Genomic DNA, 24,384 nt, shown 5'->3' with positions numbered 1-24,384 from the left:
GGCGACGTGTGAAGAAGGCGTGCTCAGACGGCCCAGCAGGAACAGCCGAGCGCGCCCCAGAAGCTCGTGAGATCACCGGCGGGGACGCGGCTACCCCAGGCGTCGGCATGGCTGTGACCGTGCACACCGCAAGCGCTGGCGCAACCGCACGCCGCCGCGGCCTGACGCATTGTCAGCGGCGCCGCCTTGCCGTCGCCCCAGCCAGCGTAGCCGCCGAAGCGGCGCACCGGCGACCAATCGGGCATGGCGGGCGGAGGCACGTCGTGGTCGAGTGCGGCGAAGTCGCCGGCCGCATACACCACCTTGCCGCCCACCAGAGTAAGCAGCGAGGTGGTATCGGCGATGTCGGCTTCAGCGCAGGCGAAGAAGTCGCGGTCCGGCACGATGAGGTCGGCGAACTGGCCCGCCTCGATGCGGCCCTTGCGGCCGACCTCGTTCGAGAACCAGGTCACCTTCTCGGTCCACATGCGCAGCGCGGTTTCGCGGTCCAGGCAGTTCCGCTGCGGATAGATGCGCAGGCCGCCGACGGTGCGGCCGGTGACCAGCCAGGACAGCGACACCCACGGGTTGTACGAGGCGACCCGGGTGGCATCGGTGCCGGCCGATACATTCACGCCCTTCTCCAGCATGCGCGCCACCGGCGGCGTGGCCTGCGCCGCATCGATGCCGTAGCGCTCGACGAAGTACTCGCCCTGGAAGGCCATGCGGTGCTGGACCGCCACGCCGCCGCCGAGCGCGGCAATGCGGTTGACCGAGCGCTCGGAAATGGTTTCCGCGTGGTCGAAGAACCAGTTCAGGCCCTGCAGCGGAATGTCGCGATTCACTCGCTCGAACACATCGAGCGCGCGCGTGATGGTTTCGTCGTAGGTCGCGTGCAGTCGCCACGGCCAGCGGTTCTGCGCCAAGATGCGCACCACCTCTTCCAGTTCGCCTTCCATCTCCGGCGCGAGGTCAGGCCGCGGCTGGCGGAAGTCCTCGAAGTCGGCCGCCGAGAACACCAGCATTTCTCCGGCGCCGTTATGGCGGAAATAGTCGCTGCCCTGCTTGTAGGTCGAGGAGGCGGTCCAGTTCAGGAAGTCCTCCCTCTCCTGACCGGCCTTCTGCGTAAACAGGTTGTAGGCGAGCCGTATCGTGAGCTGGCCGGCGTCGGCCAGTTCCTGGATCACCCGGTAGTCGTCCGGATAGTTCTGAAATCCGCCGCCGGCGTCGATGGCACCGGTCACGCCAAGGCGGTTCAGTTCGCGCATGAAGTGGCGGGTCGAATTCAGCTGGTATTCGTAGGGCAGCTTCGGCCCCTTGGCCAGCGTCGCGTACAGGATGGCGGCATTGGGCTTGGCCAGCAGCAGGCCGGTCGGGTTGCCCGCGCTGTCGCGCGCGATCTCGCCGCCGTTCGGCGCCGGCGTGTCGCGCGTATAGCCGACCGCGCGCAACGCGGCGCCATTGAGCAGCGCACGGTCGTAGAGGTGCAGCAGGAACACCGGTGTATCCGGCGCGATGGCGTTGATCTCATCCAGCGTCGGCAGGCGCTTCTCGACGAACTGGTGTTCGGTGAAGCCGCCGACCACGCGCACCCACTGCGGCGCCGGCGTCACCGCGACCTGACGCTTCAGCATGTCGAGCGCGTCGGCCAGGCTGCGCACGCCGTCCCAGCGCAGTTCCATGTTGAAGTTGAGGCCGCCACGGATGATATGCAGGTGATTGTCGATCAGGCCCGGCAGCACGCGCCGGCCCCTCAGGTCGATCAGCCGGGTGGCCGGGCCGGCCAACGGCAGCACGTCCTCCTGCCGTCCGACGCGCTGGAACACGCCATCGCGTATGGCCACCGCGTCGGCTTCCGGGTTGCTGCGGTCCAGCGTTGCGAAGCGGCCGTGGTACAGGATCAGGTCAGGGTGTTGTGCGTCATCCATGGGGGTCCTCGCTCGAAGTGCGTGCGCTTGCCGGGTCGGAATGCATGTTCGGTGCAGATTCAGGCAGCTTGCCGGACATGTGTTGCAGGACAGGGTGCTGCTGACCGCTCTGCGAGCCGGGTTCGCGCTGGGAAAGGTGTCTGACCAGTGGCGGGATCTGCTCGCCGGCCAGGATGCCGAGCAGCCCGATCAGTGCGACCACCGGCGGCGCCGGCGAGCGCACGCCGAGCAGCGCATAGATCACGCCCACGAGCAGTCCGGCCGCAAGGGAGAGGATATAGAGCTTCATGGGCGTGCGCGCCAGGTCAGCCTTCGTGGGCGCCGAACATCGTCTTGGCGTAGGTGATGCCGATGCCGTAGCCACCGCCGAACTTCTTCGCGATGCCGGTCGTCATGTCGTAGGTGCCGGTGCGCGCCCAGTCGCGCTGCAGTTCCAGCAGGTACTGCAGCGAGGTGATCGGCCGCGCACCGGCCTGCACCATGCGTTCCATCGCCCGGTTATGCGCCTCGACCGAAATGTCGCCGCAGGCGTCGGCGATCACATACACCTTGAATCCCTGGTCGAGCGCCGACAGTGCCGGCCCGACGATGCACACGCTGGTCCACAGCCCGGCCAGCACGATGCGGTCCTTGCCGATCTCATTGATGCGGCGAATGACGGCGGCGTCCTCCCAGGTGTTCATCGAAGTGCGATCGAGCAGGGCCTGACCGCGGAAAGGCGCGGTCACCTCGTCGAACATCGGGCCGGAAAAGCTCTTCTCGGCCACCGTAGTGAGAATGGTCGATACCTCGAAACCGGCCGCCGCGCTGGCGACGAGGCCGGCGTTGGAGCGCAGCGTGATGGCATCGATCGAATGAGTGGCGAAGGCCATCTGCGACTGGAAGTCGATCATGACCAGCGTGTGGTCCTGCGCATTCAGCAGCGATGCGCCGGGCGTGGGGGTGGCGGTAATGGGCATTGCATTCTCCTTGCTATGGAAGGGGCGGCCGGATGGCCGGTCCGTGGGGGCGGACACAGCCTATGCAGTGCCGATCGCCCGGTATTGAACATTTGTGCTGCAGCGGACGCCGACGCCGGAGCGCCGGGGTCCGCGTCAGGCTGTCGTGTTGACCAGCACCAGTTCCGCGTCGGCGTGCGCGGTGACGCGAATCACCGCCTCGTCACGGATGGCCGCCCCGTCGCGGGCCTCGAGCGCCACACCATTGACTTCGACCTGGCCGCTCGCCGGCACGAGGTAGCCGTAGCGACCCGGTGCGAAGCGGTATTCAGCGGTTTCACCTGCACGCAGGGTGGCGCCGAGCACGCGGGCGTCGGCACGGATGGGCAGCGCGTCCTCGTCGTTCGCCGAGCCGCTCGCCAGCGCTACAAACTGGCCGGCCCGCTCATCCCGCGGGAAAGGCTTCGCACCCCAGGTCGGCGCCTCGCCGCGGCGGTCCGGTTGGATCCAGATCTGGAAGATGCGGGTGCGACCGCGTTCCAGGTTGTATTCCGAGTGACGGATGCCGCTGCCGGCGCTCATCACCTGCACGTCGCCCGCTTCGGTACGGCCGCGGTTACCCAGGCTGTCCTGATGCGTGATGGCGCCTTCGCGCACATAGGTGACGATCTCCATGTCGGCATGTCCGTGCATCGGGAAACCGCCCCCGGCCTCTATCGTGTCGTCATTCCAGACGCGCAGCGCACCCCAGCTCATGCGTGCGGGGTCGTGGTACTCCGAGAACGAGAAGTGGTGGCTGGCGTCCAGCCAGCCGTGATCGGCCTTGCCCAACCCGTTGAATGTGCGGCGTTCGATCATGAGGGGTCTCCTTGAAAGGTCGCGTTGCGATGATTCAAAGATACGCACGACAAATCGGATAGAAAATGGAAAATATGAAAAACGATACTTTCCATTAATGCGATGAAAAGACTGCCTGATCTCGAAGCGTGGGCCATCTTTGCCAAGGTCGCAGAGACCGGCTCCTTCGCCCGCGCGGCGACTGAACTGGTGCTGTCGCAGGCGACCGTGTCCAAGGCCATCACGCGGCTGGAAGCGCGGATGCGGACCTCGCTGTTCCACCGTACCTCGCGCCGCATGTCGCTGACCGAAAGCGGACAAGCGGCTCTGGAACGCGCCACCCGCATCCTCGCCGAGGGAGAGGCGGTCGAGGCGGAAATGAGCGAGCAGTCGGCCTCGCTGCGCGGACACATCCGCATCGCCGCGCCGATGTCCTTCGGCATATCTCACCTGTCGCCCGAACTGCCCGCCTTCATGCAGCGCTATCCGGAGGTGACGCTGGAGGTGAACTTCAGCGACCAGCAGGTCGATCTGGTGGCGCAGGGTTTCGATATCGGACTGCGCATCGCCACGCTGGCCGATTCCAGCCTGCTGGCACGCCGGCTCTGCACGGTGCGCATCCTGCTGGTCGGAGCGCCCGTCTACTTCGAGCGGCAGGGCACGCCCGCCCACCCCAGTGATCTGGCGGAACATCGCGCACTACATTACGCACACACGCGCAACACGACGGCCGGCTGGCGCTTCCGCCACGCGCGTCATGGCGAGTTCTCGATCGCGGTGCCGGTACCGCTGCAAGTGAACAACGCCGAAGGTCTGACACCGGCCCTGCGCGCCGGCCTGGGGTTGGCGCTGCAACCGGAGTTCCTGGTATGGGAAGACCTGCAGTCCGGCGCACTGCGGACGGCTATGGACGACTGGCAGGTGCCGAGCATCGCGCTGCACGTGGTGACGCCGCCGGGTCGCGCCCGGCCTGCTCGCGTGCAGGCACTGATCGACTTCCTGGCGGCGCGCTTTGGTCACGCCCCGTGGGGACGCAGCGACGACGTGTGAGGCGGCGACGCCTCGTCTACATCACGTGAAGGTGCGGATGCACCGGATGTTCCAGCGTGTCGGCGATCAGGCGCAGCGCGATGTCGCAGTCCTCGCGCGACATCGGGCCGCCGAGGCAGACGCGCACCGCGTCCGGTGGCGTGCCGTCGGTGCTGAAGGCGGCGCTGGCGACGACGGCCACGCCCTGGGCGCGCAGGTTGGAGGCGAACTCGACCATGGACCAGTCGGAACTGAGCGGCAGCCAGAAGTGAAAGCTCTCCGGCTGCGCGCGCAGCGCGTGCCCGGCCAGCAGCCGCGCCGCTGACGCCTGGCGTGCCACCGATTCGGCACGGATGGCCTGCAGCATGGCTTCGGCCGTGCCGTCGGTGATCCAGCGCGTGGCCAGCGCGGTGGTGATGGGCGAGCACATGACCGTGGTGGCGCGCAGCGCGCCTGCCAGCCGCTCGGCCTGGCGCGGCCCCGGCGCATGCACGTAGGCGGCGCGCAGGCCGGCGCCAAAACACTTCGACAGGCCGCCGATGTAATAGGTGAGCGCCGGAGCAAGTGCGGCCAGCGGCGGCGGCACCTCGGGCGGCAGCATGGCGTAGGCATCGTCCTCGATGATGGGGATGGCGTAGCGCAGCGCGACGTCGGCCAGCGCCTCGCGCCGCGCGCGGGTGACCGTGCCGGTGGTCGGGTTCAGCAGCGTCGGGTTGCAGTACAGCGCCCGCGGCTTCAGCGTCTTGCACGCGTGCTCGAAGGCGTCGGCGCTGGGGCCGTCGTCGTCGAGCGGCAGCGCATGCAGCTGCACGCCGAGCTGGGCGGCGATGGCCTTGATGCCGGGATAGGTCAACGACTCGACGCAGATCGTTTCGCCCGGCCGCGCCAGCAGCGAAACGAGCGCAGTCAGCGCGCTGTGGATGCCGGGGCACACCAGCACGCGTTCGACCGCGCACAGCGGCAGTCGCTGGCGCAGCCAGTGCACGCCGGCGGCGCGGTCGTCGCGCGTGCCGCCGAAGTCCTGGTAGCGCAACAGATCGTTCCAGTCGGACTGCGCCATGAGCTGTGCTGCGCTGTCGCGCAGATGGGCGAGCAGCGCCGGATCCTGTGGTTCGGGCGGCAGGTTCATCGTCATTTCGGCTGCACTGCCGCCACGCAGCGCCATGCCCGGCGTCGAGCCGCGGACGAAGGTGCCCATGCCGGCGCGCGCGTCGATCAGCCCGCGCTTGCGCGCCTCGGCGTAACCACGCGCCACGGTCGTGTAATTCAGTTCGAGCGCGTCGGCCAGGTCGCGCAGCGCCGGCAGACGGTCGCGCGGGCTCAGCCGTCCACTGCGCACGTCCTCGGCGATGAGATCGGCGATCAGCAGATAGGCCGGCTTGTTGCTCGACCGGATGCGCTTGAGCCAGTGCTGCGAAGTCTTGTCCATCGGGGCGTTCAGGGCAGTCGTCGTTTGCGGGTGATCAGGTCGGCGATGCGCGCGCCATCCGCGCTACGGCGCACGCGCCACCAGTGTGCGAACTCGGTGGCGTCTTCGCGCGCGGAGAGCAGTTCGACACGCACCGTCTCACCGGGATCGATGTTGCCGTAGAAATACAGTTCCCGCTCGGCGGTCAGCGCCGGGCGCAGCCCGAAGCAGGCCAGTTCGGCGCGGTCGGCCAGCGCCTGGAAGCTGGCGAAGTAGAGCAGGCCGGCGCCGTTGAAGTCGTTGTGCGGACAGGGCGTGATGTTGACCGCGCGCAGCACGCTCCCACCCGCCGCCGGCTGCAGCCCCATGCGGGCGACGCCGTCGCCGCTGCGGAACAGCCGGGCGCGCGCCTGCAGCGACAGTGCGGCGTCGGTCAAGCTGCGGTCGCCGCATTCGGGGCCTTCGACCGGCGCGCGCACGATGCTGCGGTTGCTGCCGGCGTCTCGGCGCACGAAGGCGGACAGCAGTTCGATACGCGCCGCGCGCGTATTGCCGCAGCGCAGGGTCTGCGCGCTGAAGTGCTGGGCGCGCCCGGGCGACACGGCGCGCACCGACAGCGAGAACGGCGCGTTCTCCGTCACCGAGTCGAGCCGCGCCTCGTGCAGATGCACCGCGGTCAGCGCAGCATAACTCTTGCGGCCGGCAGCGTCGGCGAACTCGGGCAGCTGCATGCCCTGAGCACGCGCGATCGCCATCCAGTGCAGGTGGCCGCATTCCTTCAGCAGCCAGTTCTCCGCCAGGCCGTACAGCCCGAGCTGCGGCATGCCGGCGCAATAGTGCTGCTGCAGCGCCGCCGACGACTGCAGGCGTTCGGCGCTGTCCATCAGCATGTCAGCGCCTCCGCGTCGGCGGGCTGCGCGATGCGCCGTTCGGCGATGCGCGCAGCAATGTATTCGGCATCGCGCGCCACGCCGGAGAAGCGGCCGGAGCCCCAGGTATGCAGCCAGGGCAGGCCGAGGAAATAGAGGCCCGGCTGCTGCGTCACGCCGCGCACATGCACCGGATCGCCGCGGCCGTTGAACACCGGCGCGTCCACCCAGCGGAAGTCAGGCGAGAAGCCGATGCACCAGATGATGCTGGTGATGCCGGCGGCGACCGGATCGAGCGCGGCACGCTCCTCGTCCGGCTGCCATACCGGCTCATAGACCGAGGCCGGCGGGGCGTCGATGCCACGGTCGGCGATGTGCTTGTCGATGGCCGCATTAATGCCGTTGTAGGTGCGGTCCGCGCTGTCCAGCGCGGCGGCCAGACCCGGGGCGAACTGCAGGGCGCCGTCGCGGAAGTCCTGCAGCAGTCCATAGAGCTGCATGCCTTCGAGTGCGAAGCGGCGCAGATCGATGTCGCGTCCGCCATCGCGGCCAGTGACGTAGTGGTTGGTGTTGTCGCGCACACCCTCACGCAAGGGGTGGGCAGTCACCGGCATGTCGTAGTAACCCATGTCGGCCAGCCAGTTGACGACGTCGCGACCGCGGTAGAAGCGGGCGCAGCGCGGCGCGTCCCCCACCGCCAGATGCACGGTGCGGCCAGCCAGATGCAGGTCCTCGGCGATCTGCGCGCCGGACTGGCCGGAACCGACGACCAGCACGGCGCCCGGCGGCAGCGCGTCGGCATTGCGGTACTGCTCGGAGTGCAGCTGCGTGATGCCGGCCGGCAGCCGCTCGGCCATGCGCGGCACGATGGGCACGTGATAGCCGCCACTGGCCACCACCACCTGGTCGGCGGTCCAGTCGCCGGCCGAGGTCGATACGTGGAAGCCGCCATCCGGTCGCGGTGTCACGCGCTGCACCGACACGCCTTCGCGCAGCGGCGGATTCACCTTGCGGCGGAAGGCATCGAGGTACGCATTGATTTCGTCCTTCTTCATGAAGCCGTGCGGCTCGGGGCCGTCGTAGCTGTGGCCGGGCAGCGCGCACTGCCAGTTCGGCGTGACCAGGCAGAAGTTGTCCCAGCGCTGGGTGCGCCAGACGTGCATGGCGCTGTGCTTCTCCAGCACCAGATGTTCGATGCCGGACTGCTGCAGGCAGGCGCTCATCGACAGGCCGGCCTGACCGCCGCCGACGATGATGACCGGCAGATGGGGGATGGTTTCGGGGGTGCTCATGGCGTTCTCCTTGCGGCGGTCATTCATCGAAACTGACCAGTTCGATGTGGGTGTGCGGGTCGTCGCCCCAGCGGGCGGCGAGCTGTTCGAGGTCGGCCAGCTGGTCCATCGCGGCGGAACAGGCGAAACCGTACTTCGCGCGTACCCGCTCGGAGGCGATGTGCAGCGCCTCGCGCACTGAGGCCATGAAGTCGGGCAGCGGATAGCGCGTGCCCGGCGCGAAGTAGTCCTTGATCACCAGCGATGGCGAGTAGCAGCGGGTTTCGGTCGTGTCCGGCCAGCGGACGGTGAAGTGCATGGCGGGCATGTGAAGTCCTCAGGCGATTTCGGTTTGGCGCGACGGTGCGATGCAAAGCGCGCGGTAAAGGTTGACGTGGCGCGCGGCGCTGGCCGTCCAGCTGTAGCGACGGCACACAGCGGGCGGCGTGCGCAGCAGTGCGGCGCGTGCCGGATCGAGTGCGTGCCGCATCGCCTGCGCGATCGAAGCGGTATCGAGCGGGTCGGCCCAGCTGGCGGTGTCGTCGCCGAGGTATTCGGTGAACGGCGCGATGCGCGAGGCAACCACTGGCGTGCCGCTGGCCAGCGCCTCCAGCACGACCAGACCGAAGCCCTCGCGCGTGGAGGCCATCACCAGCACGTCGGCGAGGCGGAACAGCGACGGCATGTCGGCGTCGTCGAGCGCGCCGGTGATGACGACGTCGCCTGTGCCTTCGCGCAGTCCGCTGGCGCGCAGATCGTCGTTAAAGGCCTGCATGTAGTCGGCGTGATCGAGCAGGCTGGCGCCGCCGGCAATCACCAACTGCGCCTGCGGCAGCGACGGCTTGAGCAGCGCGAAGGCCTGCAGCACGCGACGCGTGTTCTTGCGCGCCTCGATGCCGCCGACGGCGACGAACACCGGGCCAGCGCGCAGACCGAGGCGCTGCGCCAGCGCGACATCGCGGGCGTCCGGCGTGCCGGTGTAGCGCGCCAGATCGACGCCGTTGTTCACGCAGTGCGCCTGCACGCCCAGTTCGTCCTGCAGGCGTTGCTGCCACAGCCGGCTCACGCACAGCACACCGCGCGCAGCGACCACACCATGCGTCTGCCAGGCCGCGAGTTGCGGATCGACGAACGGGTCGAGGTGATGCACGGTGCGCACGAAGCCCGCGATCCGTCCGCGCTGCTGCAGCGTGGCGAGCGCATTCGCACCCAGGCCGTCCTGCGCGTGCAGCACGTCGAAAGCTGCAGGTTCGAGACGCGGCGAGAGGTGGTCGACGAAGGCGGCGATGCGTGAGCGGGCCATGCCGACGACGTCGCGGGCGGCGGCAGCGACCGGCACCGGCTCGAAGCGGCAGTCGATGGCGCGGAACAGGCGCTGGCCATCGGCGGCCGGCGCGAACACGGTCACCTCGTGGCCCTGTGCATGCAGCGCCTGCGCCAGCTCGATCGTATGCACGACGCCGCCGCGCGGATTGACCGAGTGCGTCAGCAGGCCGATGCGCAGCGGCTCAGACATCGGTGGTCTCCCGCGGAGCGCGGATGAAGGGCTGGTCCTTCACGTTCCACAGCAGCGCCCGCTCACCGCGCTGGGTCAGCCATACCTCGGGCGCGGCGGTGACGCGGCCGATGCGCGCCGCCGCGATACCACGCGCGGCGAATCGTTCGAGCACGCGCAGCCGCTGCTGCGGGCGGACCGACAGCACATAGCCGAAGCTGGGGAAGGACAGTAGCCAGCGCAGCAGCGGCACGCCTTCGGGGCGCGGGATGCTGTCGAGGTCGATCTGCGCACCGACGCCCGAACATTCGAGCAGCATCAGCGCACTGCCGATGGAGCCTGCCATGCTCACGTCCTTGCCGGCGTTGCACAGGCCGTCCTCGGCCAGACGCGGCAGGATTTCGATGTCGCCGCGCAGCCGCTCGGCCGGCGCACGGGTGAACGCGTTCCAGTACGGATAGGGCTCCTCGAAAGCACCGCGCAGGTTGACGGCGAGGATGAGGTCGTCGTCCGGCTGCGCGTCGAAACTGGTGATGAGCTTGCGCGCGCGGCCCAGCACCGCGACCGCCAGCTGGCCCCGCGCGGCGCGGTGGTTGCTGTGGCCGCCGACGATGGGCACGCCGTAGCGCGCCGACGCGGCGGCGAGACCGTCGAGCACCGGCTCGGAACTGTCGGCACCGTCGCTCCACAGCGCGTTGACCACCGCGATCGGCCGGCCACCCATCGCGCAGATATCGCTCACATTGACCATGAGGCCGCAGTAGCCGGCAAACCACGGCATGCGGGCGACGAATTCCTCGACCAGACCTTCGATCGCGAACAGCAGCCAGCCCTCACCCGACGGATCGGGGATGGCAGCGCAGTCGTCGCCAACCGCCACCGCTTGCGCCATGTCGGCGACGCCGCCCGGCAGCGCGCGACCCAGCGCGGCCATCACGTCGGAAATGTCGCGCTTGTGTGCGAAGCCCGGGCTGCCACGCAGCGCATCGGTCAGTTCGGTGAGCGACATCGCTGGCTGCGTCATGCCGACGCTCCGGCGCTGCGCGCGACGAAGCCGGTGTAGACGTCGTAGCACGGCGGGTAATGGTCGAGCTGCGCCTGCATCAGCCAGTGCGGCCGGCCGTGCAGCGTTTCCGCCTGCAGCGGCGTCCAGTGCAGGCGGCGGAACAGCGGCAGGTTCTGCGCCTGCACGTGGGCGAGGAAGGTATGACAGCCGCGCGCATGCGCACTGGTGACCGCAAGGCGGATGAGCGTGGCACCGAGCCGGCCCTGACTGCGGAAGGCCGGATGCACGGCGAGGCGCGAACCCCACCACAGGCCGGGGTCGCTCGCGCGGTCCTCGTGGATACGCACGGTGCCCACCACCTGATCCGGCATGCCGCCGACACAGGCGAGCGCGACGATGAGCTGCGCGTGGTCATCGATCGTGTCGCGGTCGTCGCCGGGGAACACGCCCTGCTCGACGCAGAACACGGCGCGGCGCAGCCGCATCGCCTGGTCGTGTTCCCAATCGCCGTGCGCCCACTTGATGCGGAACTCGCAGGGCGCGAAGCGCTGCGGCAGTTCGCAGAACACCGGATCAGCCGACAGCATGTGCGGTCTCCCGGCGTTCGTACGACGACAGCGACGAACAGGCGCCGCACTTGCCGCAGCCAGCCTTGATGTCGGCCGAGCGCAGCCCGGCGTCGGACACCATGGCACCGAGCGGCGACAGGATCGCGCGCATGAATTCTGGGGTGGGCGCCGGGTGGTCCTCCAGCGGCGTGCCGCTGATCGGCACGAAGGGTACGACGAAGGGATAGACGCCGAGCGCCACCAGCCGCGCGCTGATGTCGAGAATGGCCTCCTTCGTGTCGCCCAGCCCGGCCAGGATGTAGGTGCTCACCTGGCCGCGGCCGAACACCTCAACCGCGGCCGCGAAGGCCTCCATGTAGCGCGCCATCGGAACCGAGGCCTTGCCCGGCATGATCTGTTCGCGCAGCGCCGGCGTCACCACTTCGAGATGCATGCCCAGCGTGTCGATGCCGGCCGCCTTCATGCGCGCGAACCATCGGTCATCGTCCGGCGGTTCGCACTGGCCCTGTATGGGCAGGTTGACCGCGGCACGCACCGCGAAGGCTGAATCGCACAGCACCTGCGCACCGCGGTCGGGCGTGGCCGGCGTGCCGGTGGTCATGACCATGTGCTTGACGCCATCGAGGAGTACGGCCGCACGCGCGACCTCGGCCAGCTGTTCCGGCGTCTTGTGCGCGATGGTGCGGCCGGCCGCCAGCGACTGGCCGATCGAGCAGAACTTGCAGGCCTTGCGTCGGCTTTCAAAGCGGATGCAGGTCTGCAGCACCGTGGTCGCCAGCACGTCGGCGCCGTGCAGCGTGGCGATGTGCGAATACGGAATGCCGTCGAAGGTCTGCAGCGCGTAGAAGCGCGGCTGCTTCGGGAAGCTGACCTGGGCGATCGGTATGCTGTCGCGGCGGATCTGCACGCGACCGTCGGCGTCCGGCGCCCCGGCAACGAAGGGCGAGGCGAAGGCGCTGCCGGTGTGCACCGGCACCATGATGGTGACGCCATCCACCGTGACCGCCTTGTGGTCGGACGGTCCGGCGCCGCCGCGGCGGCTCGGCGCACCGGCCTTCGGATCAGCCAGCCGCAAGCCGTACGACTGCAGCTCCGTCATCAGTTGCCGGCTGGAGGCGTCGGGTGTCGTGATCGTGCTCATCGGCAGTGCTCCGGTGTGAGGTGTCGTGCAGGGCGACCGTCGTCGTGGCCGGCCGGTCGTTGATGGCCAGGCTCAGCAGTTCGGGCCGCGCGTAGTGGCCGACCGAATCCATCATGCGTTTGCGCTTGGTCACCAGCGCCATGTCGAGATCGGCCACCACCATGCCTTCGCCCTCGGTCAGCGGCGGCGCAAGATGCACGCCTTCCGGCGACACGATGGCGGTGTGGCAGCCGCCGCGCAGTGCGCGCTGCAGCGCCGTGTCGGGCGTGATGGACTGGATCTGCTCGTCGCTGAGCCAGCCGGTGGAATTGATGACGAAGCAGCCGGATTCCAGCGCGTGGTGGCGGATGGTCACTTCCATCTGGTCGGCGAATATCTGGCCGACCATCGAGCCCGGGAACTGGGCGCAGTGGATCTCTTCGTGCTGGGTCATCAGCGCGTAACGCGCCAGTGGGTTGTAGTGTTCCCAGCAGGCCAGCGCACCGAGGCGGCCGATGGCCGTATCGACCACCTTCAGCCCGGCGGCGTCGCCCTGCCCCCACACCATGCGTTCGTGATAGGTCGGCGTGATCTTGCGGCGCTTGAGCGCGAGGCGGCCGTCGGCGTCGAACACCAGCTGAGTGTTGTACAGGCTGCCGTGGTCGCGCTCGTTCACGCCGAGCACCACGACAATGCCACGCGACTTCGCCTTCTCCGCGACCGCCTGCGTGACCGGCCCGGGCACCGTCACCGCCCGTTCGTACAGCTTCAGATGGTCGGCGCCCATCTGCACCGCCGGCCGTACGAAGGAGAAGTAGGGGTAATAGGGCACGAAGGTTTCCGGAAACACGGCCAGCTGCGCGCCGCGATCCGCCGCCTCGTCGATCGCCGCCAGCACGCGGGCCAGCGTGCCGTCGGCGGATTCGAGGTCGGGCGCGATCTGGATGGCCGCGGCGCGGATGATGCGCGGCGCGCTCATGGCCGGCGCCCCGATCCATTGATCGCCTCACGACGGACCGCTTGCGACACGCCGCGAACGCCCGCGCCAGAACCCGACCGCGGGTCAGCGGGAAGAACGGTCGCGCCCTCCCACGGCCAGGTGCCCGAGGCGCGAGGCGACGCATTCGCGGTCGCCGCCACGCGCGGCGAGTCTGAAGTGCAGCCCCACGGCCAGGCGCCGCCCGCCCTTGCCTCGGCGGTCCGCTCGTCCTGACGCGGCCCGATCGGCAATATGGCGCAGGGATGCCGCGCTCCGAAGAAAGTGCGGGCGCCCATGATCACAGCGTCCAGGTATCGAGGATGAAGGCGTTGTCCTTGCGATGCAGCAGGATGATGTCCAGCACATCCAGCGGATTGATCGGACGGATGCCTTCGATCAGCGCGCCTTCGCCGTGGCCGTACAGCGCCTGCAGCGCGAAGCGGCACGCGTAGACCTTGCCGCCTTCCTCGATGAATTTCGAAATCTGCTTGTTGAAGTTCTGGTGGCCGGGGAAGGCTTCGTCGCCCAGCGTCGGGAAGCCGCGCTTGACGCCCAGCGTGACGCCCGGGCCGTACAGCAGCACCGAGGTATCGAAGCCCTTGCGCTGCAGTCGCGTCGCCTGCAGCAGATTGACGAAACCGATGGACCCCTCGAAGGCGACGGTGTGGAAGGTGACCAGCGCCTTCTCGCCGGGCTCGGCCTTCACGTCCTCGAACACCTTCTCTTCGTAGTTGACGAGGAATTCGCCCTTCTCGTTGGCGGGGCGGGTGACTTTGGGCATGGCAATCTCCGGTAGTGATATGCGATCAGGAAAGTGGCGCCCGGAACATTGACTGTCCTTCAGACGCTCGCCCTTCCATTCGCATGCGCCGTGCCAACGGCGCCCGGATGAGTGCGATCAATATGCGATCAATGGATGCACACGCCGCCTTGCGGCCGCACGCACCCCTCGCGGGGACTGAAAAACCCTTTTCAAAGCATGGATTTAGTCGCCTGATCGCGCACCGGAATGAAGCATGCGGATGCGATCAATGCACCCGATCATTGGCGATCGCGCCGAGCCCGTTGCGGCAATGCGTCTTACGCCGCAGGCACGTGACGGACCCGCGAACGTGCCGGCAGGTGCGGCGTGCGTTATTTGAGCGCGTAGCCCTCGTCTTCCAGCACCTGCCGGATATCGGCTTCGCTGACCAGCGGGCTGTGCTCGACGCTGACGGTGCCGGTCGCCAACGCGACCTCGACCATGTTGATGCCCGGCAGTTCGTGGATCACGTTGGTGATTTCATGGACGCAGTCCTCGCTTTCGAGGCCATCTACGGTGATCAAGGTGGTGTGCATGGGCAGGGTCTCCGCTTCATTGGACGGCCGGAGTCCGGCGCGCCGTCGGGTAAGGTAATGGTATGAGCACATTCCATCGTCCGCCATGCCTGCCGACATCGATCCGCGCCTGACCGGGCTGGCCGCAGCACTGGGCATCGGCCTGCTGATCGGCATCGAGCGCGAGCGCCGCAAGGGCGAGGGCCCGGCCCGCGCCGCGGCCGGCCTGCGCACCTTCACGCTGACCTCGCTGCTGGGGGCACTCGCGATGCTGCTCGGTGGCGGCGCGACTCTGGCCGTGCTGGCTGCCGTGGTCGGCGTGCTGGCCATCGTGTCCTACCGCCGTTCACGCGAGGACGACCCGGGTCTCACCACCGAAATCGCGCTGGTGCTCACCTTCATGCTCGGTGCGCTGGCCATGCACGACGCGCGGCTGGCGATCGGCATCGGTGTGCTGGTCGCGATCGCGCTGGCCGCGCGCAGCCAGCTGCACCGCTTCGTCGTACGCGTGCTGTCGGAACAGGAGGTGCACGACGGTCTGCTGCTGGCCGCTGCCGCGCTGGTCATCCTGCCGCTGGTGCCGGACCGCGCGGTCAACCCGCTCGGGGCGATCAACCCGCGCACCTTGTGGACGCTGGCGGTACTGATGATGGCGATCAACGCCTGCGGCCATATTGCGCTGCGCGCGGCCGGTCCGGCGCTCGGCCTCACCTTCGCCGGCTTCGCCTCGGGTTTCGTGTCGAGCACCGCCACCATTGCCGCGATGGGTGCGGAAGCGCGACGCGACCCGGCGCTGCGCGCGGGCGCGGTGTCGGGCGCCGTACTGTCGTCGCTGGCGACCGTGGTCTATCTCGCCGTGCTGCTGACGGCGACCAGCCCGGCCGTGCTGCGTGCGATGGCTGCGCCGCTGCTGGCGGCCGGTGGCGTCGCCGCGGCCTACGGCCTGCTGATCGCGCTGCGCAGCGTGCGCACGCACGACGGCGACACGCCGCCGCCCGGCCGTCCCTTCAACCCGCGCCTGGCCCTGCTGTTCGCCGCCACGATGGGCGCGCTGTTGCTGCTGACCGCCTTCCTGACCGATCGCTATGGGGCCGGCGGCGCAGGCGTCGCCGCCGCGCTGGCCGGCTTCGCCGACGCCCATTCGGCCTCGGCGGCGGTGGCGGCGCTGCAGGCGTCGGGACGCATCGCGGCCGAGCAGGCCGTGCTGCCCATCCTGGCCGCCTTCACCACCAATGCGTGCAGCAAGCTCATCGTCGCGGTCACCACCGGTGATCGCGGTTTCGCCCTGCAGGTCGTGCCCGGCGTACTGCTGTCGGTCGGCGCCGCCTGGCTGACTGTGCTGATCTGAGCACCATACGGCCGTCCTGTCTGCCCGCGCGGGGTGCATGCCTCGGCGGTGAATTCCCTGCAGCCGCCTCAGCACCCCGTAGAATCCACGCATGAGACGATCCGCCACCGCCCCCCTGCCCGCCGCGACCGTGCCGGGCGCCCGCCGCCGCGATTCCGAAACCATCCGCAACCTGCTGCCTTATCTCTGGGCCTACAAATGGCGGGTGCTGATCGCGCTTGCCTGTCTGGTGCTGGCCAAGGGCTCGAACGTCGCGGTACCGCTGGTATTCAAGCAGATCATCGACGCGCTGGCGCCGGCCGCCGCCAGCAGCCGTGCGGCGCTCGAAGCGGCGCCGCTGCTGGTGCCGCTGGGCCTGCTGGCCGCCTACGGCGCGCTGCGCTTCTCCACCTCGATGCTGACCGAGCTGCGCGAAATCGTGTTCTCGCGCGTCACCCAGCAGGCCGTGCGGCGCATTTCGCTGCAAGTGTTCCGCCATCTGCACGCACTGTCGCTGCGCTTTCACCTCGAACGCCAGACCGGCGGTCTGACGCGCGACATCGAGCGCGGCACGCGGGCGATCGGCTCACTGATCAGCTACACGCTGTATTCCATCCTGCCAACGCTGGTCGAGATCGGGCTGGTGCTGAGCATCCTCGCGGTGAAGTACGAAGCGAGCTTCGCGTTGATCACCTTCGTCACGCTGGCGCTCTACATCACCTTCACCGTCACCGTCACCAACTGGCGCACGACGATACGGCGCGAGGCGAACGAACTGGATTCGGCCGCCAATACGCGGGCGATCGACAGCCTGCTCAATTACGAGACGGTGAAGTACTTCAACAACGAGGACTTCGAGGCGCGCCGCTACGACGAACAGCTGGTGCGCTGGCAACGCGCGCAGGAGCGCAGCCAGGTGTCGCTGTCGTGGCTGAATATGGGCCAGGCCTTCATCATCGCCATCGGCGTCACGCTGATGATGTGGCGCGCAACGGTCGGCGTGGCCGAGGGCCGCATGACCATCGGCGACATCGTGCTGGTCAATGCCTTCATGATCCAACTCTATATTCCGCTGAACTTCCTCGGCGTGCTGTACCGCGAAATCCGCCAGTCGCTGACCGACATCGAGCGCATGTTCGCGCTGATGGAAACGCACCGCGAAGTCGCCGACGCACCGGACGCGCTGACGCTGGCCGACGGTCCGTGCGAAGTGCGCTTCCAGCAGGTGAATTTCAGCTATGAGCCAGCGCGGCAGATCCTGCACGACGTCAACTTCACGATACCGGCCGGCCATCGCGTTGCCGTCGTCGGCCATTCCGGCTCCGGCAAATCGACCCTGGCGCGGCTGCTCTACCGCTTCTATGACGTGGCCGAAGGCAGCGGTCGCATCACGATCAACGGCACCGACATCCGCCAGCTCACGCAGGACAGCCTGCGCGGAGCGATCGGCATCGTTCCGCAGGACACGGTGCTGTTCAACGACAGCATCCACTACAACATCCAGTACGGTCGGGTCACGGCTTCGGCCGCCGAGGTCGAGGCTGCCAGCCGCGCCGCGCAACTGCACGACTTCGTGCAGAAGCTGCCGGACGGCTATGCGACCAAGGTCGGCGAGCGCGGGCTGAAACTGTCGGGCGGTGAGAAGCAGCGGGTGGCCATCGCCCGCGCGCTGCTGAAGAACCCGCCGATACTGATCTTCGATGAAGCCACTTCAGCGCTCGACTCGAAGACCGAACAGGCGATCCAGAGCCAACTCGAACAGGTGGCGCGCGGCCACACGACGCTCATCATCGCCCACCGCCTGTCCACCATCATGGACGCCGACCAGATCCTGGTGATGGACGCCGGCCGCATCATCGAACGCGGCAGCCACAGCGAACTGCTGGCGCTGGACGGCGCCTACGCCCAGATGTGGGCCCTGCAGGCACAGGAAGAAGACGGCACCACGCTCTGACCACGCAGAAGCCAGGGCGAAAAAAAACCGCGCCGAAGCGCGGTTTTTCAGGTGCGGGGAGATTCGCTCAGGCCGCCTTGCGACGACGCACAGCGATCATGCCGGCCAGTGCGGTGCCGATCAGAGCCAGCGAAGCCGGTTCCGGAACGGCCGGCGGCGGCGTGGTCGGCTTGGTCGTCGCGGTCACGCCGGCCAGCTTGATGTAGTCCTTGTAGTCGGACGACGAACCCGGCGTCACCAGCCAGTAGCGCGAATAGGTGCTGTTGGTCGTGCTGCGCGGATCGCTGTTGCCGGTGAAGTCGCCGATCTTGGTCCAGCCGGTCAGCGTCGAGAAAGTCTTGCCCGTCACCGTGGTGTTGATGTCGGCTACCGAAGCACCGGTGTAGGCATACACCGTGATGTCCGAATCGCCGCTGTACCAGCCGATGTTGACCAGGTTCAGATTCATTTCCGAACCGAAGGAGAACAGCATGCTTTCCATCGCGCCTTCGTTGTCCATGGCGTGATCGGGGTTAGTCGCGTAACCGGAGCTGTTCACCTCGTCGTTCCATGTGGAATCACGGCTGGTCATGCCCAGACCGCTGCTGCCCTGGTAGGTCAGGTAGGCGCGCTCGATGGTCGAACCCGAAGCGGTGTTGGCGAAGCCCTGGATGTTCACCGACTGGCCTGCGCCGTTGGTGTAGGTCATCGACGAATATTCGGAGATGTTGGAGCCGAAACCACTGGCGCCGACGTGCGAGGTAGCGGTCGAGGTGAACGACCAGCTGTACTGCGCCGCCGAGGCCGCACCGGCAAAACCCGCGATCACCACGGCGCCGATTGCATTGATCAGTTTCTTGTTCATTGTCTTTCCTTGGTCAGAAGGGGACATTGCTGTCTTGCCTCCTTATTAGCAATTTTGGGGCCAGAAGCACTTAATCATTTAAAAACAACAACATGAAGACTGTGAAAATGTGTGCTGTAAATAATTTCGACAAGATGTTTCATCGACCGCCGAGTTCGCTTCGAAGCGCCTTGGCCTTGTCGGCATCCGGGAAGGTCCGCCCCGGCTGCAGCGCGGCGTCCAGTTCCTGCAGAGCCTCCGCCTTGCGACCCGTCTGCGCCAGCACCCAGGCGAGGTGATAGCGGATTTCCGGGTTCTGCGGACTGCGCAGTCGCGCTTCGCGCAGATGCTTGAGGGCGGCGTCGGTCTGCCCCTTCTGCGCCAGTATCCAGCCCAGCGTATCGAGTACCAGCGGGTCTGCCGGCGCCAGTTTGAACGCGCGTTCGGCCGTAGCGTGCGCTGCCGCGTCCTTGGTCTGCCACTGCAGATTGGCCAGGTTGTTGAGCACCGGCGCCGATTCCCCGCCGGTTTTCAGGACGGCTTCGAGCGTGGCCTTTGCCTCGCGCAGCATCCCGGCATCCGTCTGCGCCTGCGAAAGCAGCAGCTTGAATGCGAGATCGCGCGGACGTTCCTTCACCAGCGCCTCTACCGCCGTCCGGCCCTGTAACGCGTTGCCGGCGCGACGATGCGCTTCGTACAGGCCACCCGCCAGTTCGACGCTGCCGCCCTTCGCCAATCCGTTGCGGTAGTGGGTGATCGCGTTCTGCCACTGGCTGCGCGCCATCGCGACGTCGCCCGCCAGCCGGAACACCTCGGGTGGCGGGGCCGGTGACTTGAGCAGTTCCTGCGCACGCGCCTCTGCCTTGTCGAGCTGCCCCTCGGCCAGCATCTGCTCTCCCTGCATGATGCGGGCGGGCAGATAGGTGGGGTCGCCCTGCAAGGCCTTTTCGAGACTGTAGGTCGCACCGGCCGGATTGCCGGCCATGCGCTGCAGCTGGGCAATGCGGTACTGGGCCGACGGGTCGAAATCGGCAACCCGGGTCATCGAGGTCAGCGTGGCACGCGCGCCGGCCGCATCGCCGCGCGCCAGTTGCACCCGGGCCAGTGCCGCCTGGATGGCCAGATAGCCCGGCTGCCCCTGGCTGACCCCCTTGGCTGCCTCCAGCGCCTTGTCCGAAGCGCCGGTCTGCAGATAGAGCTCGATCAGCGCGACATGACCTTCGATATGGTTGCGGTGCTTGTCGTGCAGGGTTTCGAGGCCACGCAGTGCGTCCGCCGTGCGCCCGGTCGCGGCGTCAAGCATGGCCTTTTCGTAAAGCGCCGAGGCGCTGTTGGGTTTTTCCTTGATCAACGCATCGAGGCGCGCCCGCGCCTGATCGGGCTTGCCCTCGGCAACTTCGAGCTTGGCCAGGTTGAGCTTGACGCTATCGAAATTGCGGTCGGCGGCAAGCGCCTTGTCGTACGCCTTGCGTGCGCCGGCGAAGTCTCCGGCCGCCGCGCGCGACACCCCGAGCAGGTTCAGAGCTGCCAGATTGTCCGGCTCGCGTTTGACCACCGCCTCCATCAGTTCGACCGCCTTGCGCGGCTGGCTGTCGCGCAGCGCAACGAGCGCCAGCGCGGTGCTGGCGCGCGCCTGACCGGGATCCTGTTTCAGCACATTGCGCAGTTGCTCGATGCCGAGCGCAGTCTGCTTCGCGTCGATCAGGCTCAACCCGAGCGAGGTCTGTGTCTGCGACGAGGCGCCGAGCTTTGCCGCCTGCTCCAGCAACTCGGTCGCCTGCTGGTGGCGCTTCAGGCGGCTGTACGCGCTGGCCATCAGCGTCAATGCCTCGGGATCACGCGCACCGCTTACCGTACGCATCAGCGGTTCGAGCGTTGACACGGCCGCGGCCGCTTCACCCATCGCGATCTGCAGCGACGCCAGGGGCTTGCGTGCCGCCATCTGCGACGGGAAGAAGCGGATATGCAGCTCGAAATACTCCTTGGCCTTAACCGCCCCACCGAGGCTGAGATGCGACAGGCCGGCGATCAGTGCCAGATGGGAGCGGCTGGTCAGGACCGAGCGCGGCAAAGGATCGATCAGCCCGACCACCTCGCCGAGCAGCTTGCGCGCCGCTGCACGGTCGCCCTCCGATTCGGCGATCACCGCGCGCAGATAGGCTGAGCGCGGCTCGTTCACATCGACTTTGGACAAGGTCAGCAGGGACTGCTTGGCCTCCGGCATGCGCCCGAGGTCCATCAACACCGAGCTGCGGCCGAGCAGCGCTTCGCTGTTGTCGGGAGCCAGCTGCAGCGCGCGGTCGTAATGCGACAGCGCCGCCGGCAGTTGTGCGGTCGCGTAGGCAACCGCGGCACGCATGCCCCAGGCGTCCGAATCATTGGGTGCCAGCGTGGTCGCCTGTTCGGCCAGCGTGGCCGCCTCCGCAGGGCGACCGGCCTGAAGCGCAATGCGCGACTCCATCACGACCGCCGAGGCGGACGCCGGGTTCAGCGCACGCGCCTCACGCACTGTCGACAAGGCCTGCGGATACTGGCCCAGCTCCAGATGCGCCTTGGCGCGCAGCACGATCACTTCGTAACGGATGCCGGGCGGCAGATCGTCCGCTGATAGCGTGTCGATCACTTCCTTCTGGCGCCCGGTCGATACCAGCAGGTTCGCCAGCGGAACGATGTACTCAGCACGCGACACGCCACGCTGACGTGCCTCGTTCAGCGCGACCTCGGCCGCTGCGTAGTCGCCTTTGCGCAGCGCCGCACGCCCCATGAGCATGTGCGCGGCGAGGAAGCCGGGATCGGCCTTCAGTGCGTTCTTGAGCTGGATGATGGCGCCAGCGTCGTCCTTGCGTTCGAAGCGGACCAGGGCATCCTCGTAATAGCGGCTGGCACCGTCGGCCGCCTGCAGCGGTCCGGCGCCAAGCAGACCGGCAGCGCACAGCGCTGCGACGAGGGAGAAGCGGAAGCGGGTCATGGGCGGCTGTCGATGTAAACAGACGCCGGAGTATAGGCCGCAGCCCGCCGCTGCCGCCCGCGACCGCGTCACGGGAGCCGCGCGGAGGACGGCGTGCGCAGGCCGGTCAGCCGACGACCGGCTGCGTATCGAGGCGGGTGCGATCCGGCGAAAGCGCTGCAGCGGTCCTGTCGCGGCACAGCGCCGCCCCCTGCCAGGCAAAGCTGAGACTGGCCGCATCGCCCAGCGCCTCGCGCCAGACCAGTGCCGCGCCAGCGTGATCGCACAAGAGAAGCTGACCACCGTCCGCGCGCGCCTGCACGCAGAACAGCGCGTCGATGCGGCTGGCGCCCGCCCGGCGGGCGGCGTCGGCAGGGCGAGCCAGCACATCGGCCACGTTCAGCTGTGCGTCCCACAGCAGGAAGCCCTGGCGCGCGGGCACCAGCGGCAACCAGCGCCCGTGGCCGGCGTCGCCCAGTCGTGCGACGTAGAGCGCGCCATGTTGCAGCGCCCCACCATCCGGCAGCGGGCCGATGAACTTATAGACGTGCTCGGGCTGGGCGGCCTCGGTCAGATAGAGCACGCAGCGCCCGTCTTTTGCTTGCAGCGGTGCGCTTGCAAGGTAGGTGACGCCGGCCAGTACGGCATGTCGGCCGGTCGGATCGAGATGGAGGGGATGCAGGGGCGCCACGGTCATGGTCGGATCTTGAGTGGAAACAATTCCGACACTGTCGCCCGGCGAAGTTACCGGCCGATGAAAACCTTCAGCCGCGGCCGAGTGCCCGGTTGACCACATCACGGGTGAGCGAGGCGGCGAAGGCCTCGATGAAGGCGTAGGTGTAGCCGCGCAACCAGGCGTTGCGGTGCAGGCCGATGCGTGTGGTGCTCGACTCGAACAGGTGGGCGCAATCGACCGCGCGCAGACCGCGGTCCTGCTCCGGATCGAACGCCATCTGCGCGACAATGCCGACGCCGAGGCCAAGCGCCACATAGGTCTTGATAATGTCGGCGTCGATGGCGCTGAGTGCCACGCGCGGCGTCAGCCCGCGCTCGGCGAAGGTCTGGTTCACGCGCGATCCGCCGGTGAAGGAAAAGTCATAGGTGATGAGCGGCCAGGCGGCGATCGCTTCCAGTGTCAGCGGTTTCACGTCGAGCAGCGGATGACCGGGTGGCGCGATCAGGCAGCGGTTCCACTGGTAACAGGGCAGGCTGACCAATTGTTCGTAGTCGTCGATCGCTTCGGTCGCGATCGCCAGATCGGCCGCGCCGGACAGCACGAATTCGCAGCATTGCGTCGGATTGCCCTGGTGCAGTTCGATCTGCACCCCCGGGTGGGCGCGCAGGAACTCCGATAACACGCGCGGCAGCACGTAGCGCGCCTGGGTATGGGTCGTGGCGATCGACAGCCGACCGAGGTCACCGCTGGCGTACTCGTCACCGACCTGCCGCAGCGCGCCGATGTCGCGCAGCATGCGACGAGCGATTGCGACCACCTCCTCGCCAGGTCGGGTGATCGCCACCAGTCGCTTGCCCTGGCGCACGAACACATCGACGCCAAGCTCCTCCTCCAGCAGGCTGATCTGCCGCGACACGCCGGACTGCGAGGTGTGCAGCGCGCGCGCTGCCTCGGACACGTTCAGGTTGCGCTGTGCGACTTCGGCGACGTAACGCAGCTGTTGCAGGTTCATGTCCCACTCCAATTAGCACTGGAAGTCATTTCGATCTTACTTCAAAGCATTTCCAATTATCTTCGAAGGCCGCTACCCTCGGTCGCCTTAAAGTGCAGAAAGTGCATTCATGGATTTCGGTTATTCGGTCGCGGGCTTTTTCGTCGGCGCCATCGTCGGTCTGACCGGTGTGGGCGGCGGCTCGCTGATGACGCCGCTGCTGGTGCTGCTGTTCGGCATCCACCCGGCGGTCGCGGTCGGCACCGATCTTCTGTACGCGGCCATGACCAAGGCCGGCGGTGCGGTCGTGCATGGTCGCAATGGAACAGTGGATTGGCGCATCGTCGCCGCGCTGGGCACCGGCAGCGTGCCGGCTGCGGCGCTGACGCTGTGGTGGTTATCGACGCATTCCGGCTCGGCCTATGGCAGCCAGTCGCTGATCAGCGGTACGCTCGGTGTGGCGCTTGTCCTGACAGCGTGCGCGCTGCTTTTCCGAGCCCGTTTGCAGGCTCTGGCCGAGCGGCCGGGCATCGGCGAGTTCCGCGAACGCCATCTGCGGGGGCTGACCATCGCCACCGGCGCAGTGCTGGGTCTGTTGGTGACGATCTCTTCGGTGGGCGCCGGCGCACTTGGCACGGCGGCACTGGTATTTCTCTATCCGCGGCTGTCTGCGGTGCGCATCGTCGGCAGCGACATCGCGCATGCCGTGCCGCTGACCCTGGTGGCCGGCATGGGCCACTGGTGGCTGGGCAATGTTGACTGGACGCTGCTCGGCGCACTGCTGGTCGGTTCGCTGCCCGGCATCGCGCTCGGCAGCCAGATCGCGGCGCGCATGCCCGAACGATTCCTGCGTCCGCTGCTGGCCAGCATGCTGTTCGGCATCGGCGGAAAACTGAGCCTGAACCTTCTAGGCTGAAAGAG

The 24,384-nt window shown here is 67.7% G+C and carries 23 protein-coding genes; 4 read left to right on the top strand and 19 right to left on the bottom strand.

The annotated features are described in order from the left end of the window. Nucleotides 1-23: 23 nt before the first annotated feature. From ACQ66H_RS03820 to ACQ66H_RS03805, 4 genes are all read right to left on the bottom strand, one after another. The gene (locus ACQ66H_RS03820) at nucleotides 24-1,907 is read right to left on the bottom strand and encodes an amidohydrolase (RefSeq protein WP_430432867.1); all 1,884 of its coding nucleotides are present in this window, start codon (nucleotides 1,905-1,907) and stop codon (nucleotides 24-26) included. Continuing rightward, nucleotides 1,900-2,196 carry a XapX domain-containing protein gene (locus tag ACQ66H_RS03815; RefSeq protein ID WP_430432866.1) on the bottom strand — a complete coding sequence of 99 codons (297 nt, stop codon included), beginning with the start codon at nucleotides 2,194-2,196 and terminating at the stop codon, nucleotides 1,900-1,902. Before ACQ66H_RS03815 ends, ACQ66H_RS03820 begins: the two co-directional genes overlap by 8 nt. A gap of 16 nt (nucleotides 2,197-2,212) precedes the next feature. After that, nucleotides 2,213-2,866, bottom strand: coding sequence for a hydrolase (locus ACQ66H_RS03810; RefSeq protein ID WP_430432865.1), 654 nt, complete (start codon nucleotides 2,864-2,866; stop codon nucleotides 2,213-2,215). Between the two features lie 135 nt (nucleotides 2,867-3,001). Further along, complete coding sequence (locus tag ACQ66H_RS03805; RefSeq protein WP_430432864.1) at nucleotides 3,002-3,703, bottom strand: pirin family protein; 702 nt, start codon at nucleotides 3,701-3,703, stop codon at nucleotides 3,002-3,004. Between the two features lie 102 nt (nucleotides 3,704-3,805). Between ACQ66H_RS03805 and ACQ66H_RS03800 the strand changes: the two genes are divergently transcribed. Continuing rightward, on the top strand, nucleotides 3,806-4,732 hold the full coding sequence (locus ACQ66H_RS03800; protein ID WP_430432863.1) for a LysR substrate-binding domain-containing protein: 927 nt from the start codon (nucleotides 3,806-3,808) through the stop codon (nucleotides 4,730-4,732). A gap of 16 nt (nucleotides 4,733-4,748) precedes the next feature. Here ACQ66H_RS03800 and ACQ66H_RS03795 read toward each other — a convergent pair whose 3' ends face one another. The 11 genes from ACQ66H_RS03795 to ACQ66H_RS03745 all read right to left on the bottom strand — a co-directional run bounded on the left by ACQ66H_RS03795 (nucleotide 4,749) and on the right by ACQ66H_RS03745 (nucleotide 14,766). Continuing rightward, a complete protein-coding gene (locus tag ACQ66H_RS03795; RefSeq protein ID WP_430432862.1) occupies nucleotides 4,749-6,140 on the bottom strand; it encodes a PLP-dependent aminotransferase family protein in 1,392 nt (463 codons plus the stop codon). A gap of 8 nt (nucleotides 6,141-6,148) precedes the next feature. Further along, on the bottom strand, nucleotides 6,149-7,009 hold the full coding sequence (locus ACQ66H_RS03790; protein ID WP_430432861.1) for a Pnap_2097 family protein: 861 nt from the start codon (nucleotides 7,007-7,009) through the stop codon (nucleotides 6,149-6,151). Then, the gene (locus ACQ66H_RS03785; RefSeq protein WP_430432860.1) at nucleotides 7,003-8,280 is read right to left on the bottom strand and encodes an MSMEG_0569 family flavin-dependent oxidoreductase; all 1,278 of its coding nucleotides are present in this window, start codon (nucleotides 8,278-8,280) and stop codon (nucleotides 7,003-7,005) included. Before ACQ66H_RS03785 ends, ACQ66H_RS03790 begins: the two co-directional genes overlap by 7 nt. A gap of 19 nt (nucleotides 8,281-8,299) precedes the next feature. Next, on the bottom strand, nucleotides 8,300-8,587 hold the full coding sequence (locus ACQ66H_RS03780) for an MSMEG_0570 family nitrogen starvation response protein (RefSeq protein ID WP_430432859.1): 288 nt from the start codon (nucleotides 8,585-8,587) through the stop codon (nucleotides 8,300-8,302). Between the two features lie 9 nt (nucleotides 8,588-8,596). After that, nucleotides 8,597-9,775 carry an MSMEG_0565 family glycosyltransferase gene (locus ACQ66H_RS03775; RefSeq protein WP_430432858.1) on the bottom strand — a complete coding sequence of 393 codons (1,179 nt, stop codon included), beginning with the start codon at nucleotides 9,773-9,775 and terminating at the stop codon, nucleotides 8,597-8,599. Continuing rightward, nucleotides 9,768-10,778: a sll0787 family AIR synthase-like protein gene (locus ACQ66H_RS03770; RefSeq protein ID WP_430432857.1), complete on the bottom strand. Its 1,011-nt coding sequence runs from the start codon at nucleotides 10,776-10,778 to the stop codon at nucleotides 9,768-9,770. The genes ACQ66H_RS03775 and ACQ66H_RS03770 overlap by 8 nt, the downstream gene beginning before the upstream one ends. Continuing rightward, nucleotides 10,775-11,347 (bottom strand): MSMEG_0567/Sll0786 family nitrogen starvation N-acetyltransferase, encoded by a 573-nt coding sequence (locus tag ACQ66H_RS03765; RefSeq protein WP_430432856.1) that lies wholly within the window; start codon nucleotides 11,345-11,347, stop codon nucleotides 10,775-10,777. The genes ACQ66H_RS03770 and ACQ66H_RS03765 overlap by 4 nt, the downstream gene beginning before the upstream one ends. Continuing rightward, complete coding sequence (locus tag ACQ66H_RS03760; protein ID WP_430432855.1) at nucleotides 11,334-12,470, bottom strand: MSMEG_0568 family radical SAM protein; 1,137 nt, start codon at nucleotides 12,468-12,470, stop codon at nucleotides 11,334-11,336. The genes ACQ66H_RS03765 and ACQ66H_RS03760 overlap by 14 nt, the downstream gene beginning before the upstream one ends. After that, nucleotides 12,391-13,428: a Nit6803 family nitrilase gene (locus ACQ66H_RS03755; RefSeq protein ID WP_430432854.1), complete on the bottom strand. Its 1,038-nt coding sequence runs from the start codon at nucleotides 13,426-13,428 to the stop codon at nucleotides 12,391-12,393. The genes ACQ66H_RS03760 and ACQ66H_RS03755 overlap by 80 nt, the downstream gene beginning before the upstream one ends. Before the next feature lie 298 nt (nucleotides 13,429-13,726). Then, complete coding sequence (locus ACQ66H_RS03750) at nucleotides 13,727-14,209, bottom strand: MSMEG_0572/Sll0783 family nitrogen starvation response protein (protein WP_430432853.1); 483 nt, start codon at nucleotides 14,207-14,209, stop codon at nucleotides 13,727-13,729. 353 nt (nucleotides 14,210-14,562) lie between these two features. Beyond that, nucleotides 14,563-14,766 (bottom strand): heavy-metal-associated domain-containing protein, encoded by a 204-nt coding sequence (locus tag ACQ66H_RS03745; RefSeq protein WP_019919599.1) that lies wholly within the window; start codon nucleotides 14,764-14,766, stop codon nucleotides 14,563-14,565. Nucleotides 14,767-14,851: 85 nt separating this feature from the next. Between ACQ66H_RS03745 and ACQ66H_RS03740 the strand changes: the two genes are divergently transcribed. Both ACQ66H_RS03740 and ACQ66H_RS03735 read left to right on the top strand, forming a co-directional pair. Then, nucleotides 14,852-16,093 (top strand): MgtC/SapB family protein, encoded by a 1,242-nt coding sequence (locus ACQ66H_RS03740; RefSeq protein WP_430432852.1) that lies wholly within the window; start codon nucleotides 14,852-14,854, stop codon nucleotides 16,091-16,093. Nucleotides 16,094-16,184: 91 nt separating this feature from the next. Then, complete coding sequence (locus ACQ66H_RS03735) at nucleotides 16,185-18,026, top strand: ABCB family ABC transporter ATP-binding protein/permease (RefSeq protein WP_430432851.1); 1,842 nt, start codon at nucleotides 16,185-16,187, stop codon at nucleotides 18,024-18,026. A gap of 67 nt (nucleotides 18,027-18,093) precedes the next feature. Here the strand turns inward: ACQ66H_RS03735 and xdp1 are convergent, their stop codons facing one another. From xdp1 to ACQ66H_RS03715, 4 genes are all read right to left on the bottom strand, one after another. Continuing rightward, nucleotides 18,094-18,870: an exosortase-dependent surface protein XDP1 gene (gene xdp1 / locus ACQ66H_RS03730; protein ID WP_430432850.1), complete on the bottom strand. Its 777-nt coding sequence runs from the start codon at nucleotides 18,868-18,870 to the stop codon at nucleotides 18,094-18,096. A 139-nt stretch (nucleotides 18,871-19,009) separates the two neighbouring features. Then, nucleotides 19,010-21,817 carry an XrtA/PEP-CTERM system TPR-repeat protein PrsT gene (gene prsT, locus ACQ66H_RS03725; protein WP_430432849.1) on the bottom strand — a complete coding sequence of 936 codons (2,808 nt, stop codon included), beginning with the start codon at nucleotides 21,815-21,817 and terminating at the stop codon, nucleotides 19,010-19,012. Nucleotides 21,818-21,923: 106 nt separating this feature from the next. Continuing rightward, on the bottom strand, nucleotides 21,924-22,493 hold the full coding sequence (locus ACQ66H_RS03720; protein ID WP_430432848.1) for an alkaline phosphatase PhoX: 570 nt from the start codon (nucleotides 22,491-22,493) through the stop codon (nucleotides 21,924-21,926). A gap of 67 nt (nucleotides 22,494-22,560) precedes the next feature. Then, complete coding sequence (locus tag ACQ66H_RS03715; protein ID WP_430432847.1) at nucleotides 22,561-23,484, bottom strand: CysB family HTH-type transcriptional regulator; 924 nt, start codon at nucleotides 23,482-23,484, stop codon at nucleotides 22,561-22,563. Between the two features lie 109 nt (nucleotides 23,485-23,593). On the opposite strand from ACQ66H_RS03715, the gene ACQ66H_RS03710 reads away from it, so the two are divergent. Then, on the top strand, nucleotides 23,594-24,379 hold the full coding sequence (locus ACQ66H_RS03710; RefSeq protein WP_430432846.1) for a sulfite exporter TauE/SafE family protein: 786 nt from the start codon (nucleotides 23,594-23,596) through the stop codon (nucleotides 24,377-24,379). Nucleotides 24,380-24,384: the final 5 nt, after the last annotated feature.

This window comes from Methyloversatilis sp. (assembly GCF_965284615.1).
Classification (GTDB): domain Bacteria; phylum Pseudomonadota; class Gammaproteobacteria; order Burkholderiales; family Rhodocyclaceae; genus Methyloversatilis.
This window is presented reverse-complemented; position numbering and strand designations above follow the sequence as displayed.

Coding starts and splice junctions, on each gene's coding strand:
- ACQ66H_RS03820 (WP_430432867.1), bottom strand. CDS start 1,907: ATGGATGACGCACAACACCCTGACCTGATCCTGTACCACGGCCGCTTC.
- ACQ66H_RS03815 (WP_430432866.1), bottom strand. CDS start 2,196: ATGAAGCTCTATATCCTCTCCCTTGCGGCCGGACTGCTCGTGGGCGTG.
- ACQ66H_RS03810 (WP_430432865.1), bottom strand. CDS start 2,866: ATGCCCATTACCGCCACCCCCACGCCCGGCGCATCGCTGCTGAATGCG.
- ACQ66H_RS03805 (WP_430432864.1), bottom strand. CDS start 3,703: ATGATCGAACGCCGCACATTCAACGGGTTGGGCAAGGCCGATCACGGC.
- ACQ66H_RS03800 (WP_430432863.1), top strand. CDS start 3,806: ATGAAAAGACTGCCTGATCTCGAAGCGTGGGCCATCTTTGCCAAGGTC.
- ACQ66H_RS03795 (WP_430432862.1), bottom strand. CDS start 6,140: ATGGACAAGACTTCGCAGCACTGGCTCAAGCGCATCCGGTCGAGCAAC.
- ACQ66H_RS03790 (WP_430432861.1), bottom strand. CDS start 7,009: ATGCTGATGGACAGCGCCGAACGCCTGCAGTCGTCGGCGGCGCTGCAG.
- ACQ66H_RS03785 (WP_430432860.1), bottom strand. CDS start 8,280: ATGAGCACCCCCGAAACCATCCCCCATCTGCCGGTCATCATCGTCGGC.
- ACQ66H_RS03780 (WP_430432859.1), bottom strand. CDS start 8,587: ATGCCCGCCATGCACTTCACCGTCCGCTGGCCGGACACGACCGAAACC.
- ACQ66H_RS03775 (WP_430432858.1), bottom strand. CDS start 9,775: ATGTCTGAGCCGCTGCGCATCGGCCTGCTGACGCACTCGGTCAATCCG.
- ACQ66H_RS03770 (WP_430432857.1), bottom strand. CDS start 10,778: ATGACGCAGCCAGCGATGTCGCTCACCGAACTGACCGATGCGCTGCGT.
- ACQ66H_RS03765 (WP_430432856.1), bottom strand. CDS start 11,347: ATGCTGTCGGCTGATCCGGTGTTCTGCGAACTGCCGCAGCGCTTCGCG.
- ACQ66H_RS03760 (WP_430432855.1), bottom strand. CDS start 12,470: ATGAGCACGATCACGACACCCGACGCCTCCAGCCGGCAACTGATGACG.
- ACQ66H_RS03755 (WP_430432854.1), bottom strand. CDS start 13,428: ATGAGCGCGCCGCGCATCATCCGCGCCGCGGCCATCCAGATCGCGCCC.
- ACQ66H_RS03750 (WP_430432853.1), bottom strand. CDS start 14,209: ATGCCCAAAGTCACCCGCCCCGCCAACGAGAAGGGCGAATTCCTCGTC.
- ACQ66H_RS03745 (WP_019919599.1), bottom strand. CDS start 14,766: ATGCACACCACCTTGATCACCGTAGATGGCCTCGAAAGCGAGGACTGC.
- ACQ66H_RS03740 (WP_430432852.1), top strand. CDS start 14,852: ATGCCTGCCGACATCGATCCGCGCCTGACCGGGCTGGCCGCAGCACTG.
- ACQ66H_RS03735 (WP_430432851.1), top strand. CDS start 16,185: ATGAGACGATCCGCCACCGCCCCCCTGCCCGCCGCGACCGTGCCGGGC.
- xdp1 (WP_430432850.1), bottom strand. CDS start 18,870: ATGAACAAGAAACTGATCAATGCAATCGGCGCCGTGGTGATCGCGGGT.
- prsT (WP_430432849.1), bottom strand. CDS start 21,817: ATGACCCGCTTCCGCTTCTCCCTCGTCGCAGCGCTGTGCGCTGCCGGT.
- ACQ66H_RS03720 (WP_430432848.1), bottom strand. CDS start 22,493: ATGACCGTGGCGCCCCTGCATCCCCTCCATCTCGATCCGACCGGCCGA.
- ACQ66H_RS03715 (WP_430432847.1), bottom strand. CDS start 23,484: ATGAACCTGCAACAGCTGCGTTACGTCGCCGAAGTCGCACAGCGCAAC.
- ACQ66H_RS03710 (WP_430432846.1), top strand. CDS start 23,594: ATGGATTTCGGTTATTCGGTCGCGGGCTTTTTCGTCGGCGCCATCGTC.